We start from the raw sequence: 16,684 nt of genomic DNA on the forward strand, positions 1-16,684 counted from the left end.
ATCTAGCCGCATGGAATCAGAAGCCGCAACCAAATCAGACGTTGAATTGGTGCGCTTAAGCCTGTCAGATTCTGATTGGTACGCTTTTATTGTGCAGCGGTATGAGCAACAGCTGCTCCGGTATATTCGCCGTATTTCTGGTGTTAGCCGAGAGGATGCCGAGGACGTCCTACAGGAGGTGTTTTTGAAAGCATACCGCAACCTTAACGACTTTGATCAATCTATGAAATTTTCTTCATGGATTTATCGTATCACTCATAATACGGTTATTAGTGAACATCGAAAGCGAACTGCTCGTGTTCAATTAGTCGGCGGTGAATCGGCGGAACAATTTTTGGCGCTTGTGGCCGATGACAATCAGGATCCGCACGCGACCGTAAATGCCCGGTTTGATGCCGATTTAGTCCAGCGCTTACTGAGCCGTATTGAACCGCATTATGCTGAGGTCCTCATGCTTCGCTACATTGAAGAAAAAGATTACCAAGAAATATCAGATATTTTGCAAAAACCACCAGGCACGGTAGCAACACTGCTGCACCGCGCCAAAAGCCAATTGCGCACTTTGATCAAAAAGGAGGGGATACAATTATGAATGAAATTTCAAGAAAAATAATAGAGGTTATTAAAGCGGAACATATCCAGCCGAAACCGCGCTGGCAATTTTTGGTGCAGCGGTGGATCGTCTGGGTCGCTTCGGTATTTGCCGTGACGGTCGGGAGCGTTGCATTTAGTGTGATTTTATTCCGCTTGGTTAATAATGATTGGGAAATTATTGAGTCATTGCCCCGCAGTCCGTTAGAGCATCTCGTCAATACTATGCCGTATATATGGCTGATTGTGCTCATTATTTTCATTGGCATAGCATACTATAACGTACGGCATACTCATGGTAGCTACAAATATCATGCTTATTTTATAGTGATTGGGAGTATGGGGTTGAGTCTTATTTTTGGTGGTGTGTTGTATGGTTGTGGTTTGGGTCCACGCGTTGATGCGTTTGTCAACCAACACATTCCCTTTATGCAGCACATGGCTGACGATCGATATGAAATATGGGTTCAGCCGGAGCAGGGAAGGTTGGCTGGAGAAATTACTGGTATGTTGAGCGGTGTGGGCATGTTTGAGATTGTTTCATTGGACGGAGAGGAATGGATTATCCGACCTACTACTCAGTATTTGGCGCCGCCGCAGTATGATCCTCAAACCGGGGATTATATCCGCATTGTCGGCTATACGATTGATCATGATGCGCGGATATTCGGAGCACAGCGCATTATGCCGTTATTTTTCGGTCCAGGAATTAATGGTGGGCAATTACCCGTCAGAGGGATGGAATATCATATTCGGGTCATGCCGCAGTAGTTTTGGGTAGGAAACTCACGCTAAACAATTGAAAAAGTATTTCATGAGATACGTATTAGTGAGTGACAGGGTCGACAGGCTAGCCCCTAATCACTAATCCACTAATACTCACTACATGAAGAAATACATTTTCGGCGCGATAATCGGCTTGGCAGCATTTATCCTCGTTGGCGGCACCGTCGCTGCGGCGCATGGATTCGGCCACGCTGGGGCGTCCGAAGATACGGCGCAATTACTCGGGATGACGAATGATCAGCTACAAACTGCGCTGGATGACCAGACATTGCCAGAGCTACTTGATGAAAAAGGCATTAGTCACGTTGAATTGCAGGAATTCCGCGATGAGCATATGCTCGATGAACGTGCGGCATTACTCGGAATGACGGCTGATGAATTACGCACGGCGCTTGAGAGTAAATCGTTTGCTGAACTTTTGGATGAAAAAGGAATTTCGCATGTCCAGTTGCACAGTTTCATGCAAACGCAGCATCTCGAACGCGCACAAACGCATTTACAGTCTCTGGTTGACGATGGCACTATAACCCAAGAACAAATGGATGCACGACTAGAACAGATGCAGTCAACTGATCGCCCAGGATTAGGGCACGGTCCCAGATAACCCCCCCATTGCCCCCCTTATGCCAGACTGGCGCTTGGTTACCCACAAGCGTCGGTTTGGTTTGCGATCGTGCTTCCCCAGTCGTATACTAGTAGCATGGTTTCTTGGTTTACTACACAGCAAGCTAATAGTTATTGGCAGCGATTATTATATGTGTTATTAATTGGCACGCTGAGCGGTTTTGCAGTGCTGATGAGTCTATGGTGGGGAGAGAGTATGGTTAGTCTTAACTACGAATATGAACGCGCCGGTGAAAATCTAGGGTTGGGTACTCGTCAGATAAAATCCTCAACTGTTACAATCGTGTTTGCTGGCGATGTGATGCTTGGTCGAGATGTCGAGTCGATCAGTAAACGTCAGCTGAGCTACGACTATCCATTTGTAGCAATGAAGAATGTGCTCGCGTCAGCCGATCTAGCTATTGGTAATCTTGAATCACCACTCACCGAAGGAGTAACTGTTCCAACAGAGGCCATGGTATTTCGGGCTGATACGGAATGGGCCCCTGCTTTAGCAGACGCAGGGTTTGATTTGCTGGGGTTGGCTAATAATCACATACCTAATCAAGGTGAGCGAGGAATTGTTGATACGATCGATGCGCTTGATCGCGCTCAGATTGTCCATAGTGGAGCAGGGGTAACGGTATCTGCTGCGAAGGCACCCGCGTATGTCACCCGTGATAATTGTACAGTAGCGATGCTTGCGTATAATGACACCGATGTGGCTCCTGACGGGTATTTTGCACGCGATGATCATGCTGGTACCGCGCTTATGGACGCGGCGACGGTATCCGCTGATATTGCGCGGGCTAAAGAAAATTCAGACTGGGTGGTCGTGATGATGCACAGCGGTAGTGAATATACGGTTCAGCCTAATACTCGGCAAATTGAATTTGCCCACGCCGCGATTGATGGCGGTGCTGATATGGTTATTGGGCACCATCCACACGTCGTTCAATCTGCTGAAGTATATCGGGGGAAATACATATTTTATAGTTTAGGAAATTTTATTTTTGACCAGATGTGGTCAATGGAAACTCGTCAGGGTTTGGCTCTGGAGACCACAGTGGTTGATGATCTACTTACTCAGATTAGGTTGATACCCATCCAAATAGAGAATTACTCCCAGCCACATATCATTACTGATGAACGGATTGCACATCAAGTACTTGATCGATTGGCTATCGCGTATTCAGGCGATAGCGCAGGGGATTGGGTTGTGGATATGTCTATTGAGAGCAATTATTGACAAAATATCCCCCACCGTATATACTCCTTAAATAATCGTACATTAGACATATTTATTTCACCCTATCACCGCACGGAGGAGCTATACATGCAGCCGCTCAGCAAGAAAACCGCCATAGATGGCACCAAGAATCACGAAAAGCATGACCAGATGATACTCTCTGCATCAGAACATTGTTCACGATGTGGGGCCCATCATGGTCCCGTCAAAGCCCACCAATGCACAACTCTGGGATATCCCGGAAAGCGCACGGTGCGGCCACAATTGCACCTTTAACAATTCGTTCTCAAGACCAAAACAAAAAACCATTACGCCTGTCTGACATTGTGTCACACAGGTGTTTTTAATTCTCAGCTGTTATCGGATCGCAATAGCTAGAAATCTTGCGATTTGTCTTTCTTGCCTTTAATTTTTTTGAAAAGAATGATGCCGCCGAGTAGCGATATGGCGGCAGCCACGCCAGCTATGAGTTTTTCTTTTGAATGCGAATCCATGGAATCGTATTTGCTTTTTGCCTTCTGGGCATGTTCAATCAGCTTGTCGAGATGAGCATGAGCCTTTTTTGTGTCGCTTGGCTTGTAAGATTTAAACATAACGATATATTTGGTTAATGGTATCTGTACGATAGCATGTTTGCGTGTGTCAGGATAGTCCCGAGTATGTGCGTTGTATCAAAATGAGGTATACTATTAACTGTTAGTCTTTATTACTAATTAATTATCCCTATGTACAAAGTTTTTTGCGTTTTGGGAATTATGCTACTTGCCCTAGTGGCTACTGGATGTACTAGCCCAAGCGAAAAAGTGGCGGAGACCATTATTGAATCGCAAACTAACGGGGACGTTGATGTTGACGTTGATAATGAGACGGTCAGTATCAATACTGATGGCGGTTCATTTCAATCAGGAGAGGACGTAACATTGCCCGATGGATTTCCTTCAGATGTACATGTGGCCGAAGGAACCTTGGTATCGGCAATTCATGTGACTGATCCTGATGGGTACTCAGTATCTTTGAATTCATCTGATTCCGTTACTGATTTGAAATCAGAATACCAGTCAGCTATTGTTGATGACGGTTGGACGATCCTCGGAACTTATGAGGTAAGTGGATCAGTTTCTTTTACTGCGGAAAAGGACAATCGGACACTATCAGTGACTATCGGGGCCACGGATGATCAATCTTCAGTCGTGATCAGCACTTCAACAGATTCCGAATAACGTTTTTCAGTTATGTTTCAAAAGCTGCGACGGAAAATCTCCTTCGCAGTTTTTGAGCGTGTCAGTCTTCCATTTTCCTTTTAAAAAAGCTATACTAAGTTCATGTCTATGGTAAATATTCGCAAACAACCGTTTTTTTACGCCTTGATCGTTATCGTAGCTGTTCTCGCGTTTATTGTCGTACGACCCCTGTTGACGCCGGTGGTATTAGCATTTTTAACCGCACTATTTTTTAAGCCTGTCTACGAATATTTCCACCACTCATTCGGTCAGCGCACGAAATTAGCTTCATTTGTTACTGTGATGGTGGTTATTGTTGCGGTGGTTATTCCGCTGTCATTAGTAATTGCCGCTGTCGTAAATCAAATAATCCTTTTTAACAATGATTTATCCGGCTCAGGCAATTTGGACATTCGCGCATTAGTTGACGTCGGGAATAATGCACTTGATAAAATTGGCGTCGATTATCGGTTGACTGTCCAAAATGTGCAAGCTGAATTGAAAAATGTAGCCGGCGCCATTGGGCAGTTTTTTGTAAAACAATTGCCAAAAATAGGCTCAGGCGCAGCTAATTTCATGGCCGCGGGCTTTATTTATGTTGTTGTTCTATTCTCTTTATTTCCAGCTCAGCGGAAGTTTTTTCAGTTTATCGAGCGTTTAAGTCCTATGGATGACCGGATTGATCAGGTGTACTTGTCGCGAATCGTGGAAATGTCCCGCTCAATGGTGAAAGGAACGTTTTTGATCGCCTTTGTCCAGGCGTTGGTTTCATCGGTGTTTCTCGTGGTGGCAGGCGTAGATTACATATTGTTTTGGATGATTATTATGATGTTTATTGGTATTATTCCGATGCTTGGTGCCACGGTTGTTGTGTTGCCCATTGCGGTAGTACTGCTTTTGACAGGCGATATTTGGCAAGGCCTCTTCCTCATTGGCACTAATATTTTAGTCGTAAGCAATCTGGATAATTATCTGCGGCCTAAATTGGTTTCTAAAAAACTTTCTCTTCACCCGGCGCTGGTGCTCATAGGCGTTTTGGGTGGACTGCAAGTGTTTGGCATACTGGGATTTATTTATGGTCCGGTTATCATGATACTGCTGGTAACGACGATAGAGCTGTATCTCAAATACTTTAAGAACGGCAATTCTCCCGCAACTACGTAAGTAATTTCAAGAATTGATGCATCATCAGCACGAACATCTTAGTTTACGCCTGCATCGCGCATTGCATTCGTCAATGGGTCTTTTTGAGTGGTCAGTTGGACTTCACACGTTTGCTCGTGCGTTGATATCAGTATTTATTCCAGTGTTATTGCTCGGTATAGGATATGGTATCGATCAGGTGCTATTGTTTCTTTTATTATTAACGGTCATGGATGTTCCACTTAATTTTTTTGCTCGATGGCTAGTTAGGAAAGTTGGGGCGCGATTAGTTATTATTGCCGGTTCGGTTGCTATGGTCGGGTATTTTTTGTCATTATCCGCTCTTCAGCCAAATGATTGGGTGGCGCTAGCATTCGTTTCATTTTTTGCCGCCTTGTACGATGCATTGTATTGGGTATCGCATTTATTTTTCTTTATGGAATGCAGTGTTCATAAGGAGAACATATCTCGTGATACAAGTTGGTTATATATTGTTCAGCAGTTAGCTGAAATGCTTGCACCAGCGTTAGGAGCTGTTGTTTTACTAATTTTTCCTGATGATATCTTGATGTATATTAGTGTAACTGTGGTATTAATTTCTATAATTCCTCTATTTAAAATTAAAAACGCTCCTGATCGACCGCGTGTTCCGCAGCAGCCTTGGACTGCATATTGGGGGTCATGGCAGAACGCACGAGATTATTTTAGAATTGCACTCTATGGAGTGCATATGTCGGTTGAGTTCATTATATATCCACTTTTTTTGTATTTCTTAATTGGTAATGTCGAATCAGTTGCGGCCGTAGCTGTTATTGCGGCTTTAGCCATGATGGTTTTTACCTTTTTTACCGGACGGATCAAACGTGAACATCGTCAGCAAACTATTATTACTGGCGCATTGATTGCCGCAGTGTTTTGGTTATTGAGAATTTTTATAGTCAATTACGCATTTGTTTATTTTAGTGTTTTTGTAGTTGGTTTATGCGCTGTAATGATGAGCATACCGTTGGCCAGTTCACTTTTTGAAAAAGGTGAAAAAATGGACACCCTTTCTGCGTCGACCTGGCGTAATGCAGCTTCAATGGGAGGGCAAGCTTTACTATATGGCGTCTTATTATTAGCGAATAATATTTTTCACATTTCCTTTATTGTTGTTGTCGGTTGCTTAGTTGCGTTGCTTATTATATCGAGACTGGCAGTGACTATAAAAGTTACTCAGGCTAGTCAACCACTATGAGTCACATTCCGGTCACCGTTTTTACGGGTTATCTCGGCAGCGGCAAGACTACCATCATTATGAACCTGATTCGGCAAATGCCTAAAAGGTACTCGATGGTGCTTCTGAAAAATGAGTTTGGCGACGTCGCGGTTGATTCTCAGCTTGCTCAAGAATCAAATATCGCGGTCACCGAGATGTTAAATGGTTGTTTGTGCTGTGTTTTAGTTGGAAAAATGGGCAATGCGATTGATGAGCTATTGACCACGTACAATCCTGACCGAATTATTATCGAGACATCCGGTTCAGCGTATCCGGCACCTATTGCATTGGAAATTCGTAAAATGGAGGATCGATTACATTTAGATTCTATTGTGACCGTTATTGATGCGATAAATTTCGAAGGATACGCTGACAAAAGCTACACAGCTAAAATTCAAGCTCAATATACTGATTTAATATTGATTAATAAACACGAATCAGTTGATGAGCGGACACTTGATCAGACACTTGATGACGTGTACGAGCTAAATCCGAATACCCCAAAAGTTAAAACTGACCATGGAGTGGTCAGTCCGGATCTAATATTTGGACTGGATACGAAATTGTTTGCCTCGCAATTGGAGATTGACGCGGCAGAACAGGGGAGGAATACACATCATCATGACCAGGAAGTGGAAATTGCCACGGTGGTTACTGATATCCTATTGGAGCGACGAAACGTTGATGCAATGCTTACCAAACTTCCGAAAACAGAATTTTATCGCATTAAAGGCATGGTTCGGTTTGCCGACGGCCCGTATTTATTGAATTACGTATTTGGCCGTTTTGATTACACGCCGTTATCACACTATACGGAGAAGACTCAAATAACCTTCATGGGTGAAGGCCTAGGTGCGTACGATGATGATATTATTCAGGGATTAGGAATTCCGCGCCAGGATTTAACCATCCACGCGGGTAATGATGCTAAATGATCCATTTTGCACCATTTCGCCGTAACGCTGCATGAAAAAACTATTGAGGTACAGGCCGGGATTATTTGGGGGATCGAGGCGCAGAGTAAACGTACCAATCTGTCCAGGAGCGACAGTGGTTTCCTGAAGTCGGGCAGTGGTATAGTTTGACAGCCAGGAACGATCGCGGAATCTGCTGACCGCTCCGCCTAAGTCCATCGCCTCAAGTGTCACGTGTCGGTCCCAGGTAGCGAGGCCAGTATTTTTGAATTTGATTGTAACCGCTGGCCGCCACAGATAGAGAAGCGCCGGTGGCATGGTATTGGAAATTAAGGCAGCCTGTAATCGCGAATCGACTCGGGTGATTGAGCGATCGTCCTCTTGGTTTATGTCTGCTGGTCCAGTCAGCCGGTAAATATTAAGGTAGGTTCCCATCCGGTCGGGACTCTGCAGTGTACTGGTAAATGTGGCTGTTCCCCCAGGTGCGACACTTGATTCAGAAAAATCAAATCCGCCCCACTGGCTCGGCCAGCTTGAGTGCCGGAAGCGACTTACGTTATCGCCAAGGTCGTAGATATTAAGTTTTACCTGACCGCGTGTCCACGTTTCGGTTCCGGTATTGCGAACAGTAGTGGTAATTGTTTGGGTAGCCCGGGTAAAAGTAGCCGGCCGAATGTCCTGGGTGACTACCTCGCCTGAGAATGCCAGTTGGGTCGAGCCGGGTATGCCTCCTTGAGCCAAAAAAACGCTACGCGCCCCACTTCGGATATTAGAAAAAGCACTGTATAAATTTTTTCCTGGGCAACTCGTGCAATCAACATCGCTATGCCCGATTATATTCGGGTAAGACGCATCAATAAATTCACTCGTGCCGGTAGGATCAATGCCAAACAACGCTGCTTTGGTACCGATAAGATTTTGCAAAGCAGTCTGCACCTTTTGATTAAGCGCTAATCCTGCTTCGTAATCACCGAGAATAGCGATGCCAATGGTGCCGCGATTGAAACTCGCTTCATTGCTACTGCCGCCGAATCGGGAGGCGGCACAGGCAGCCGAACGATAGGCGTGGGCGCCGATAACGCCATCCCCGCCGTAGCGACCCTCGTAAATATTTCCATTTTGGTCAATTAGATAGTTATAGCCAATATCACCCCAATTGAGCACTACCGCATGCCAGTAGTAGATTGATCGTATTGTAGCAGCTGGGTCGCTGGTGCCTGGATCGCCGGCAGTGTGATGAACGATAAATTTTTCAGGGGTAACTACTTCAGGCACCCATTCTTCTTTTCCCTGTGCATCATAGCGCCAAGTTTCATTTGCTTCCCAGCCTGAGCGGGGGATGATGGTTATGGCGCTAGCAGCTGAAGCGCGTTTAAAAAGCCAATCAAAAATACTGAGCGAACCAAAAGCAGGAGGGTCGGATGATTGAACATAAATAAATTTGACATCATCAATCGCTCCGTCGGCAGTGAGGCGATATTCAATCTGCGTTGCATTATTAGCCATGAAGGGTTCACGCAGGTACTGGTAACCATTTTGCTCCACGTAGCTATCGGATTCTGCGTGGTACCAGACGCTCCACCCATCAGCAACATAGAGTCGAAATTCAAATGCAACATCAGTGCTATCACCGCGCCAGGCAAACCCGCCCACCTGGAATGGATAATCTGCCGTGATAATTTCTGATCGGAACGTCCCATTGGTGACCGGAATTGTTGAATCAATTTCTTCATTACTGCGCACTTCCGGAATAGTCGTGGCTATTGCCTGAATACCAAAAAAGACAACGATAGCCGCCAGGAGGGAACCAAAGAGGAACGATCGAGTTGTTACGTAACCGTTCTGCATAGCCCTTGTTAGTGGTTTTTGTTTTTCATGTTTCATATACTATTATAGCGCAAAATGACGATTTTGTCCAGAGCAGCATAGTTTGCTACAATGCATGTTGTAAAACGCACGCGAATTTAAATGACCTACCGCAGATACATTATTTAACACCGTATGAGTAACGTGACACGTGCTGCGCTTCTACGAGAGTTACGTTTAGCCGCCAGCCCCCGTCAGGCAAAAATCGCCCGGTGGTTTTTTAAGACGGGGAAAGGAGAGTATGGAGCGGGTGATCGTTTTACTGGCATTAGGGTGCCCGTTGTGCGTAAGCTTGCTAAGCAATATCGAGAGTTGGCATTAGTAGACGCAGTGCGATTGCTTGCCAGCACGATCCACGAGCATCGTATGGTCGCGCTGTATATTATGATTCAGCAGTTTGACCGAGGCGATCGCGCTATTCAAACAAAAATATATCGACTCTATGTGAAGCATCGTCGGCAGATTAATAATTGGGACTTGGTTGATACCACGGCACCAAATATTGTTGGCACATTTTTATTAAACCGGCCACGAACAGAGCTGTATCGTTTGGCTCGGTCAAAGATGCTATGGGATCGCCGGATTGCAATATTAGCCACCTATACCTATATTCGACAGGGTGATTTTACGGACACCCTGAAAATTGCTACACTATTAGTCCGTGATTCGCATGACCTAATGCACAAGGCCGTTGGGTGGATGCTGCGTGAAGTGGGCAATCGCGATCAGGCCGCTGAAGAACAATTCTTAAAAAAATACTATCGGAGCATGCCGCGAACGATGCTTCGGTACGCAATTGAAAAATTTCCCGAACGAATTCGTAAACGTTATTTAGCAGGTACGATATGACCAACTTACATTATGATGTTATTGTTATCGGTTCAGGTGCCGGAGTGAAAATTTCTACCCATGCCGCTAAACTGGGCAAAAAAGTTGCCTTGATTGAAGATGGTCCGTTGGGCGGCACTTGTTTAAACAGGGGCTGTATTCCGTCCAAATTGTATATACATACAGCGGAGTTAGCGCGGGCTATTCGTGATGCGAAACGGTTTAATTTGAACGCATCGCTTGAGTCCATTGATTTTACTGACATTGTGAAACGCGTGACAGGGTATGTGGATGAACATTCTCAAAAAATGACTGAAGGGACACTCCGTAACCCTAATATTACCCTGTATCAAACGGCGGGTAGGTTTGTGGATGAAAAAACCATTGAGGTTGATGGCAAGCGGATAACCGCCGATCAAATATTAATAGCGGCAGGCGCGCGACCGTTTATTCCTGCAATCGAGGGGTTAGCCGGCACGCCGTTTTTGACCAGCACTGAGGCGCTGCGCTTGGACAAGCTTCCTACTTCACTGGTTATTATTGGTGGAGGCTATATTGGCACCGAACTAGCACATTTATTTAGCAGTTTGGGAACTCAAGTCACGGTGCTCCAGGCAACTGATCGATTGCTTGATAAAGAAGACTCTGAGATAGCTCAGGCATTCACTGCTGTTTTTTCTCGAACCGCAAACACATTGCTTATGCATCGGGCTACTCGCGTGGCGCATAGTACAGCAGGTTTTACGATTACTGTCGAAGGTCCGCGTGGTATCAGTGAAATTACAGCTGAGCAGTTGTTAATTGCGACGGGCGTGACGCCAAATAGCGACCGGGTGGACGCAAGTGCAGCGGGAATGATAATGGATGATCGAGGTTTTATCACCGTCAATCAATATTTGGAAACGAACATCGCCGGCGTGTTTGCGTTAGGAGATATTGTCGGGCATCATATGTTCCGCCATGCGGCAAATTGGCAAGCGCGGTTTGCCATCCAAAATATGTTTACGGATCAGAAAGTCCCCATTGATTATACGGCCATGCCCCATGCTATTTTTTCCTATCCTCAGGTGGCTGGTGTCGGCGCTACTGAAGATGAATTGAAAGCCGTTGGAACGCCTTATCGCGTTGGGCGAGCTCTGTATGCCAGTACGGCCATGGGCGCTGCTTTCCAGGAGCAGGATGGCTTTGTCAAAGCGCTGGTCAGCGCTGACGGCCAGACGATATTGGGCTGCCAAATTATGGGCCCCGAGGCCTCAACGCTTATCCATGAAGTCGTTGTGGCTATGCGTCTCGGAGCATACGTTTCTGCTATTACTAATACAGTGCATATTCATCCAGCCATGAATGAGGTGGTGCAACGGGCATTTATGAAGCTCAGCTAATTGCTGGGTGGGCCTATTGTAACGGTCATAATTGAATAACGATATAGGTATTCATGGAGATATCGGAACATGAAATACAAAAAATAGTACGCGCTGCCCAATCGGGTGACCGTGACAGCATGGGGCAGTTATTTGATTTGTTTAATGATCGAATTTACCGATTTGTGGCATATCGCGTGAGTACTCGTGAAACCGCCGAGGATCTTACCCAGACAATATTTGTTGCAACGATTGAGTCGCTCCATCGATATATGAATGACGGACGGACTAAATTTTCCACCTGGTTGTTCCAGATAGCACGGCATAAGTTGATTGATCATTATCGCCAACAGCGGGTTCAAATCCCCTTGGATCACGTATCAGAAATTAATCATGCTACTTTAATTGTTGAGTCACCGGAACTTGCATTTGATTCTCGCAGTACAGCGGTATGGCGCATGTTCAAACAATTACCTTTACAATTTCAAGAAGTGCTCCAGTTGCATTACGTCGAAGGAATTGGATTATCTGATATTGCGCAGATCATCGGAACAAGCGCGGTTAATGCTCGGGTGATTAAGTATCGCGCGCTGCGTCAACTACGCAGACTACTCAATGAATCGTCAGCCACCTCATTATGAAATCATACCAGAATAATGAAATAACGCAGGCATTGAAGCGGGGCAGTCAGCTGCACCTGGATAATCAAGCTCGTCAACGAATGCGCTTGAGTATATTTGCTATATTTGATACTGTAACGTCAGTTAGCAAGCAACGATATACTAATAACGAGTCAATTAAGGCTCACTTATCAACATTAATGGTACGACCTATGATACCAATTATCATTGCCCTCGTCCTCATGGCCGGAACGACCGGTACCGCCATTGCAGCGGATAATGCAAAGCCAGGTGACGCCTTGTTTGGCGTAGATCAGGCACTTGAAGAGGCTCGTCTTTCATTCGCTTTTGGCGATGATGCGAAGAGCCAAGTTTGGGTTGACATCGCGGAAGAGCGCGAGTCAGAAATGCAAGTGTTAATTGAGGAAGGCGAAACTGAGTTAGCTGAAGAGGCCGCTGATCATGCTGCCCGCGCCTTGGATAATGCATTAATCGTAATTAACCGAGTTCGAGCTGAGCATGAAGATGAAGGGAAGTCCAGCGAAGCGCTTGATGACGTTTCTGAAAAATTAGAAGAGGTACAGAATCGATTCATTGAACGTCAACGTGAACAAACTGGAAAAGCCCTGGAGGAAACATTCGGTGAGGTAGAACTTGAAGCTGAAATTGATAGTTCGATAGCAAAAGTGAAGATAAAAATCAACAATACTGAACAAGAATACACGTTGAATGAGACTGATCTCGCTTCAATCATCGAATCAATTCGTAGTCGTACCGGACTGAGCACTGAGGATATTGCTATTATGCTGAAGCTTGACCGAGGATCATCGGCATCTGATGACGATGATGACGCTGATGAAGATCAATCGAATGGAAATACCAATGATGATTTGAATGATGAGGAAGGGGATGATGCTGATGAGGATGGAAATGGTCAAGAGAATCGCAACAGAAATGCAAATCAGAATCGTAATGGGGCCGGCAACAGTAACGACAGCAATGAGAATGTAAATGAGGACAATTCAAATGATGATGAGAATGCAAACAGCAATACTAACGAGGACGAAGCCGAAGATGAAACAGAAGACGTGGAAGACGGCAACTAAAGAATTGTGAATCAAATTTTAAACCACCCGCTATAGCAGCGGGTGGTTTTGTTTAACGTTTGATTTATTTTATCAATTGATGGACAATAGGGGTGACACCATATGCGCGAAGGAAATCCATCCAGAGATCCCGATTATATAGAGAAATCCGTCGAAGCGGATGTTAAAAAAATCGTCGAAAACGTCGATCGTCGTATTGAACAATCCAATGCATCAGCCGAACGATATGTGGCAGCGGTTAGTGTTTTAGAACGCGTGTCAGCACATGATTCGGCTTTGACAACGCAATTGGAGGGGTCACTTCGAGCCGAAGCAGCTGGTGCAGTGTATGAGGAGCCACGGGCAGTTATTGATGCCGCTCAGTATATTATCGATCATTTTGGAAATCCATATTCTCAAAAAAAATTAGCAGACATTCATACCGTCGCGGCACGTGCATTTGAAGAACTTGTTCAGCAACAGTATGACTACTTTGAGGGCAGGTAATAACCTTGAACAGCTATGCAAGTACCAAAACGCAAACCAGGCATATATACCAATCAAGAATCCGACCCGCATCTCACTCCGGCAAAGCTGGATGAATTAAAGCGTGAATTGCATCGTTTGAAGACTGTTTCCAGGCCTCAGGCAATTCTTGAAACGAAACGTTTGGCGGAAATGGGAGATTTTTCCGAAAATGCCGAATACCAAATTGCTAAAGGCAGACTGCGGGGAATCAATAATCGCATTGACGAATTGGTAGATCAGATAGATAGAGCAGTCGTGATAGTCCCAGAATCAACTGCGGACGTCATTGCAATAGGGCATACCGTTATCATTGAGCAAGATGGTGAACAAAAAACATTTCAAATACTGGGGTCCACTGAGAGCAACCCTCACCTGGGAATTATTTCTTATCAATCGCCACTCGGAGCCGCATTGATAGGCAAAAAAATTGGCGATGTATTTGAAGTATTACTTGGAAAAAGGAATGTTTCATGTCGCGTAATTAAGATCACGTAGGTCCGAAGTTGACTGATACGTCCGACAGATTACCTCAACCCTTGCTATTTTTAGAGTTTGCCTGTACACTTCACCCTTAATCATAAAAATATTGAAATATATGAGGAATTCAAGAGATAGTAGACCAGATCGTGGTCGAGGTGGCCGTTTTGGTGGCCGCGATGGTGGTCGTCGTAGTTTTGACGACCGACGAGGCGGTGGCCGTTTTGGTGGCCGCGATTCTGGACCTAAACAAATGTTTGAGGCTACCTGCGCTGACTGTGGCGATTTGTGCCAAGTGCCTTTCAAACCGCGTGGCGATCGTCCGGTCTATTGCAGCAATTGTTTCGACAAACACAATACTCGAGATGAACGAGGTGGTGGCGATCGACGCGACAGCCGACCGCGGTTCGAAGAAAAGCGAATGTTTGATGCTACCTGCGATAATTGCGGCAATCCCTGCCAAGTGCCATTTCGACCCAGCGGCGAGAAGCCTGTGTACTGCAACGATTGTTTCAGCACCATGGGCGGGGGGCGCAGCGACCGTGGTGGCGATCGACGCGACAGCCGACCGCGGCAATCAGCTGGCGGAGATAACAAGGAATTATTGGCCCAATTTAATCTTTTAAATGCAAAATTGGATCGAATTATCTCGTCATTGTCGCCGGTCATGGCAAAAGAAGTTGCGACAAAAGCCAAGGTTGTACCAGCGCCCGTCACACCCAAAGTGATTAAAGAAAAAGCAGTAAAGGTGGTAAAGGAAAGCAAACCTGCTAAAGCAGCAAAGAAGAAAAAGGAAGTAAAATAAGATATTCAAAAAAACACCGAGCTGAGCTCGGTGTTTTTTGGTATACTTAAATCGTATGTATTTTGTTTATATTGTTCGCTGTGCAGATAAGACACTCTATACGGGAATTACCGTTGATGTTGCCCGTCGCGTGCGAGAGCACAATTCGTCTCCCGCTGGCGCTCGGTATACTCGACAACGGCGGCCGGTGCGATTGGTATACCGTAAGCGATTTCGCAATCGATCAACGGCCAGTCGGGCTGAAAGTCGAATCAAGCAGCTATCTCGTGCTGATAAACTAAAATTAACCCGCCATTGATAATTAATTGAGTTCGTGGGAATATGACAGTATATGAATAAGAAATGGGCATGTATTATTGGCGGCACCTTTGGTTTATTGCTCATATCCTTTGTGCCAGTGATTCTCACCCCGTCGGTTGCCCCAGGAGTTAGCGTGCCTGATAGCATGGATAGCGTTATTTTATGGAGCGTAGAAACTCATTTTGACCACCCGCTGCAGCAATTATTTGTTTTTCGTTATCAGATTACAGAACGTCAGGTGCAGCAGGGGAGCATGGATCAATATCTCGTGCGAGGCAAAACTTTTTTTGGCATTACAGCAGTTACCGCGCGTGTTGGCGCAGACGGGATCGTTACTCAGTAGTCATTGTGCTTATGATTGAATCTAGGATTTACGTTCGAGCAAAAGCACATGCGCATTCGGTAACGATTGCTCAGCAGGATGAAACTCATTTTACTATTTCAGTGACCGAGCCGGCTGAGGCAGGTAAAGCAAATGAGGCCATACGTCGAGTTTTGGCAGACTATATGCGCGTGCCTCCCACCAGCCTTTCGCTACACTCTGGCCAACGTTCCTCCCACAAAGTATTTATATTACATAATTAATATTATCAATATGAAAGGTTTTCATTCAAATATTGAGCAGCAAACGCTTGCTAACAAAAAATTTCGCCAAGTCCTCTATACTGGCAAGCATAGTCAGTTAGTGCTGATGTGTCTTCAGCCACAAGAGGAAATCGGCATGGAGGTTCATATGGATAATGATCAGTTTTTTCGTTTTGAATCTGGCGACGGGAAAGTATTAATTGATACTCATGAATATTTAGTAACCGATGGGTCGGCCATTATCGTGCCTGCCGGTGCTCAGCATAATGTTATGAATGTCTCCTCGGATAAGCCGCTGCAGATGTATACGCTGTATGCACCGGCTCATCACCGTGATGGGGTTGCCCATGATACCAAGAAAGCTGCTGTAGCCGATGACGAAGAGTTTGACGGAATAACTTCAGAGTAATTGTTTGATCAATAAAAAAACGACTGCTGTACGTAGGGCAGTCGTTTTTGATCGCA

Annotated in this window: 21 protein-coding genes; 19 read left to right on the plus strand and 2 right to left on the minus strand. The window is 45.3% G+C overall.

Going from position 1 to position 16,684, the window contains the following annotated elements; translation table 11 throughout:
* Positions 1 to 10 precede the first annotated feature (10 nt).
* The 4 genes from HZC01_04530 (at position 11) to HZC01_04545 (ending at position 3,229) form a co-directional block, all read left to right on the plus strand.
* Positions 11 to 592 (plus strand): RNA polymerase sigma factor, encoded by a 582-nt coding sequence (locus HZC01_04530; protein ID MBI5037937.1) that lies wholly within the window; start codon positions 11 to 13, stop codon positions 590 to 592.
* A complete protein-coding gene (locus HZC01_04535; protein MBI5037938.1) occupies positions 589 to 1,362 on the plus strand; it encodes a hypothetical protein in 774 nt (257 codons plus the stop codon). Before HZC01_04530 ends, HZC01_04535 begins: the two co-directional genes overlap by 4 nt.
* Before the next feature lie 115 nt (positions 1,363 to 1,477).
* Positions 1,478 to 1,981: a hypothetical protein gene (locus HZC01_04540; GenBank protein ID MBI5037939.1), complete on the plus strand. Its 504-nt coding sequence runs from the start codon at positions 1,478 to 1,480 to the stop codon at positions 1,979 to 1,981.
* A gap of 96 nt (positions 1,982 to 2,077) precedes the next feature.
* Positions 2,078 to 3,229: a CapA family protein gene (locus HZC01_04545; protein MBI5037940.1), complete on the plus strand. Its 1,152-nt coding sequence runs from the start codon at positions 2,078 to 2,080 to the stop codon at positions 3,227 to 3,229.
* Between the two features lie 374 nt (positions 3,230 to 3,603).
* Here the strand turns inward: HZC01_04545 and HZC01_04550 are convergent, their stop codons facing one another.
* The gene (locus HZC01_04550) at positions 3,604 to 3,822 is read right to left on the minus strand and encodes a hypothetical protein (protein ID MBI5037941.1); all 219 of its coding nucleotides are present in this window, start codon (positions 3,820 to 3,822) and stop codon (positions 3,604 to 3,606) included.
* A gap of 132 nt (positions 3,823 to 3,954) precedes the next feature.
* On the opposite strand from HZC01_04550, the gene HZC01_04555 reads away from it, so the two are divergent.
* The 4 genes from HZC01_04555 to HZC01_04570 all read left to right on the plus strand — a co-directional run bounded on the left by HZC01_04555 (position 3,955) and on the right by HZC01_04570 (position 7,785).
* Positions 3,955 to 4,449, plus strand: a complete 495-nt coding sequence (locus HZC01_04555; protein ID MBI5037942.1) for a hypothetical protein — start codon at positions 3,955 to 3,957, stop codon at positions 4,447 to 4,449.
* Between the two features lie 108 nt (positions 4,450 to 4,557).
* Positions 4,558 to 5,613, plus strand: coding sequence for an AI-2E family transporter (locus tag HZC01_04560; protein ID MBI5037943.1), 1,056 nt, complete (start codon positions 4,558 to 4,560; stop codon positions 5,611 to 5,613).
* Between the two features lie 16 nt (positions 5,614 to 5,629).
* A complete protein-coding gene (locus HZC01_04565) occupies positions 5,630 to 6,829 on the plus strand; it encodes an MFS transporter (GenBank protein MBI5037944.1) in 1,200 nt (399 codons plus the stop codon).
* Positions 6,826 to 7,785 carry a GTP-binding protein gene (locus tag HZC01_04570; protein ID MBI5037945.1) on the plus strand — a complete coding sequence of 320 codons (960 nt, stop codon included), beginning with the start codon at positions 6,826 to 6,828 and terminating at the stop codon, positions 7,783 to 7,785. Before HZC01_04565 ends, HZC01_04570 begins: the two co-directional genes overlap by 4 nt.
* On the opposite strand, the gene HZC01_04575 is transcribed toward HZC01_04570, so the two are convergent.
* Positions 7,753 to 9,612, minus strand: a complete 1,860-nt coding sequence (locus tag HZC01_04575) for an N-acetylmuramoyl-L-alanine amidase (GenBank protein MBI5037946.1) — start codon at positions 9,610 to 9,612, stop codon at positions 7,753 to 7,755. The two genes, HZC01_04570 and HZC01_04575, sit on opposite strands and share 33 nt — an antisense overlap.
* A 153-nt stretch (positions 9,613 to 9,765) precedes the next feature.
* On the opposite strand from HZC01_04575, the gene HZC01_04580 reads away from it, so the two are divergent.
* From HZC01_04580 to HZC01_04630, 11 genes are all read left to right on the plus strand, one after another.
* Positions 9,766 to 10,479: a DNA alkylation repair protein gene (locus tag HZC01_04580; protein MBI5037947.1), complete on the plus strand. Its 714-nt coding sequence runs from the start codon at positions 9,766 to 9,768 to the stop codon at positions 10,477 to 10,479.
* Positions 10,476 to 11,840, plus strand: coding sequence for a dihydrolipoyl dehydrogenase (locus tag HZC01_04585; GenBank protein MBI5037948.1), 1,365 nt, complete (start codon positions 10,476 to 10,478; stop codon positions 11,838 to 11,840). Before HZC01_04580 ends, HZC01_04585 begins: the two co-directional genes overlap by 4 nt.
* A gap of 53 nt (positions 11,841 to 11,893) precedes the next feature.
* Entirely contained in the window at positions 11,894 to 12,460 is a 567-nt protein-coding gene (locus tag HZC01_04590; GenBank protein ID MBI5037949.1) for an RNA polymerase sigma factor, read from the plus strand.
* Entirely contained in the window at positions 12,457 to 13,545 is a 1,089-nt protein-coding gene (locus HZC01_04595; protein ID MBI5037950.1) for a hypothetical protein, read from the plus strand. Before HZC01_04590 ends, HZC01_04595 begins: the two co-directional genes overlap by 4 nt.
* Before the next feature lie 102 nt (positions 13,546 to 13,647).
* Positions 13,648 to 14,031 carry a hypothetical protein gene (locus HZC01_04600; GenBank protein ID MBI5037951.1) on the plus strand — a complete coding sequence of 128 codons (384 nt, stop codon included), beginning with the start codon at positions 13,648 to 13,650 and terminating at the stop codon, positions 14,029 to 14,031.
* 15 nt (positions 14,032 to 14,046) lie between these two features.
* Positions 14,047 to 14,547 (plus strand): GreA/GreB family elongation factor, encoded by a 501-nt coding sequence (locus HZC01_04605; GenBank protein MBI5037952.1) that lies wholly within the window; start codon positions 14,047 to 14,049, stop codon positions 14,545 to 14,547.
* Between the two features lie 100 nt (positions 14,548 to 14,647).
* Complete coding sequence (locus HZC01_04610) at positions 14,648 to 15,334, plus strand: hypothetical protein (GenBank protein MBI5037953.1); 687 nt, start codon at positions 14,648 to 14,650, stop codon at positions 15,332 to 15,334.
* Positions 15,335 to 15,389: 55 nt separating this feature from the next.
* Positions 15,390 to 15,632, plus strand: a complete 243-nt coding sequence (locus HZC01_04615; GenBank protein ID MBI5037954.1) for a GIY-YIG nuclease family protein — start codon at positions 15,390 to 15,392, stop codon at positions 15,630 to 15,632.
* A gap of 33 nt (positions 15,633 to 15,665) precedes the next feature.
* Positions 15,666 to 15,977: a hypothetical protein gene (locus HZC01_04620; GenBank protein MBI5037955.1), complete on the plus strand. Its 312-nt coding sequence runs from the start codon at positions 15,666 to 15,668 to the stop codon at positions 15,975 to 15,977.
* 11 nt (positions 15,978 to 15,988) lie between these two features.
* On the plus strand, positions 15,989 to 16,219 hold the full coding sequence (locus tag HZC01_04625) for a DUF167 domain-containing protein (protein ID MBI5037956.1): 231 nt from the start codon (positions 15,989 to 15,991) through the stop codon (positions 16,217 to 16,219).
* 10 nt (positions 16,220 to 16,229) lie between these two features.
* Complete coding sequence (locus tag HZC01_04630) at positions 16,230 to 16,628, plus strand: cupin domain-containing protein (GenBank protein ID MBI5037957.1); 399 nt, start codon at positions 16,230 to 16,232, stop codon at positions 16,626 to 16,628.
* Positions 16,629 to 16,684 lie beyond the last annotated feature (56 nt).

It is taken from the genome of Candidatus Kerfeldbacteria bacterium (assembly GCA_016214565.1).
Lineage (GTDB): Bacteria > Patescibacteriota > Patescibacteriia > UBA10025 > JAHIVO01 > JAXDBW01.

Excerpts from the sequence above, each read along its gene's own strand:
- HZC01_04530 (MBI5037937.1), top strand. The coding sequence starts at position 11 with ATGGAATCAGAAGCCGCAACCAAATCAGACGTTGAATTGGTGCGCTTA.
- HZC01_04535 (MBI5037938.1), top strand. The coding sequence starts at position 589 with ATGAATGAAATTTCAAGAAAAATAATAGAGGTTATTAAAGCGGAACAT.
- HZC01_04540 (MBI5037939.1), top strand. The coding sequence starts at position 1,478 with ATGAAGAAATACATTTTCGGCGCGATAATCGGCTTGGCAGCATTTATC.
- HZC01_04545 (MBI5037940.1), top strand. The coding sequence starts at position 2,078 with ATGGTTTCTTGGTTTACTACACAGCAAGCTAATAGTTATTGGCAGCGA.
- HZC01_04550 (MBI5037941.1), bottom strand. The coding sequence starts at position 3,822 with ATGTTTAAATCTTACAAGCCAAGCGACACAAAAAAGGCTCATGCTCAT.
- HZC01_04555 (MBI5037942.1), top strand. The coding sequence starts at position 3,955 with ATGTACAAAGTTTTTTGCGTTTTGGGAATTATGCTACTTGCCCTAGTG.
- HZC01_04560 (MBI5037943.1), top strand. The coding sequence starts at position 4,558 with ATGGTAAATATTCGCAAACAACCGTTTTTTTACGCCTTGATCGTTATC.
- HZC01_04565 (MBI5037944.1), top strand. The coding sequence starts at position 5,630 with ATGCATCATCAGCACGAACATCTTAGTTTACGCCTGCATCGCGCATTG.
- HZC01_04570 (MBI5037945.1), top strand. The coding sequence starts at position 6,826 with ATGAGTCACATTCCGGTCACCGTTTTTACGGGTTATCTCGGCAGCGGC.
- HZC01_04575 (MBI5037946.1), bottom strand. The coding sequence starts at position 9,612 with ATGCAGAACGGTTACGTAACAACTCGATCGTTCCTCTTTGGTTCCCTC.
- HZC01_04580 (MBI5037947.1), top strand. The coding sequence starts at position 9,766 with ATGAGTAACGTGACACGTGCTGCGCTTCTACGAGAGTTACGTTTAGCC.
- HZC01_04585 (MBI5037948.1), top strand. The coding sequence starts at position 10,476 with ATGACCAACTTACATTATGATGTTATTGTTATCGGTTCAGGTGCCGGA.
- HZC01_04590 (MBI5037949.1), top strand. The coding sequence starts at position 11,894 with ATGGAGATATCGGAACATGAAATACAAAAAATAGTACGCGCTGCCCAA.
- HZC01_04595 (MBI5037950.1), top strand. The coding sequence starts at position 12,457 with ATGAAATCATACCAGAATAATGAAATAACGCAGGCATTGAAGCGGGGC.
- HZC01_04600 (MBI5037951.1), top strand. The coding sequence starts at position 13,648 with ATGCGCGAAGGAAATCCATCCAGAGATCCCGATTATATAGAGAAATCC.
- HZC01_04605 (MBI5037952.1), top strand. The coding sequence starts at position 14,047 with ATGCAAGTACCAAAACGCAAACCAGGCATATATACCAATCAAGAATCC.
- HZC01_04610 (MBI5037953.1), top strand. The coding sequence starts at position 14,648 with ATGAGGAATTCAAGAGATAGTAGACCAGATCGTGGTCGAGGTGGCCGT.
- HZC01_04615 (MBI5037954.1), top strand. The coding sequence starts at position 15,390 with ATGTATTTTGTTTATATTGTTCGCTGTGCAGATAAGACACTCTATACG.
- HZC01_04620 (MBI5037955.1), top strand. The coding sequence starts at position 15,666 with ATGAATAAGAAATGGGCATGTATTATTGGCGGCACCTTTGGTTTATTG.
- HZC01_04625 (MBI5037956.1), top strand. The coding sequence starts at position 15,989 with ATGATTGAATCTAGGATTTACGTTCGAGCAAAAGCACATGCGCATTCG.
- HZC01_04630 (MBI5037957.1), top strand. The coding sequence starts at position 16,230 with ATGAAAGGTTTTCATTCAAATATTGAGCAGCAAACGCTTGCTAACAAA.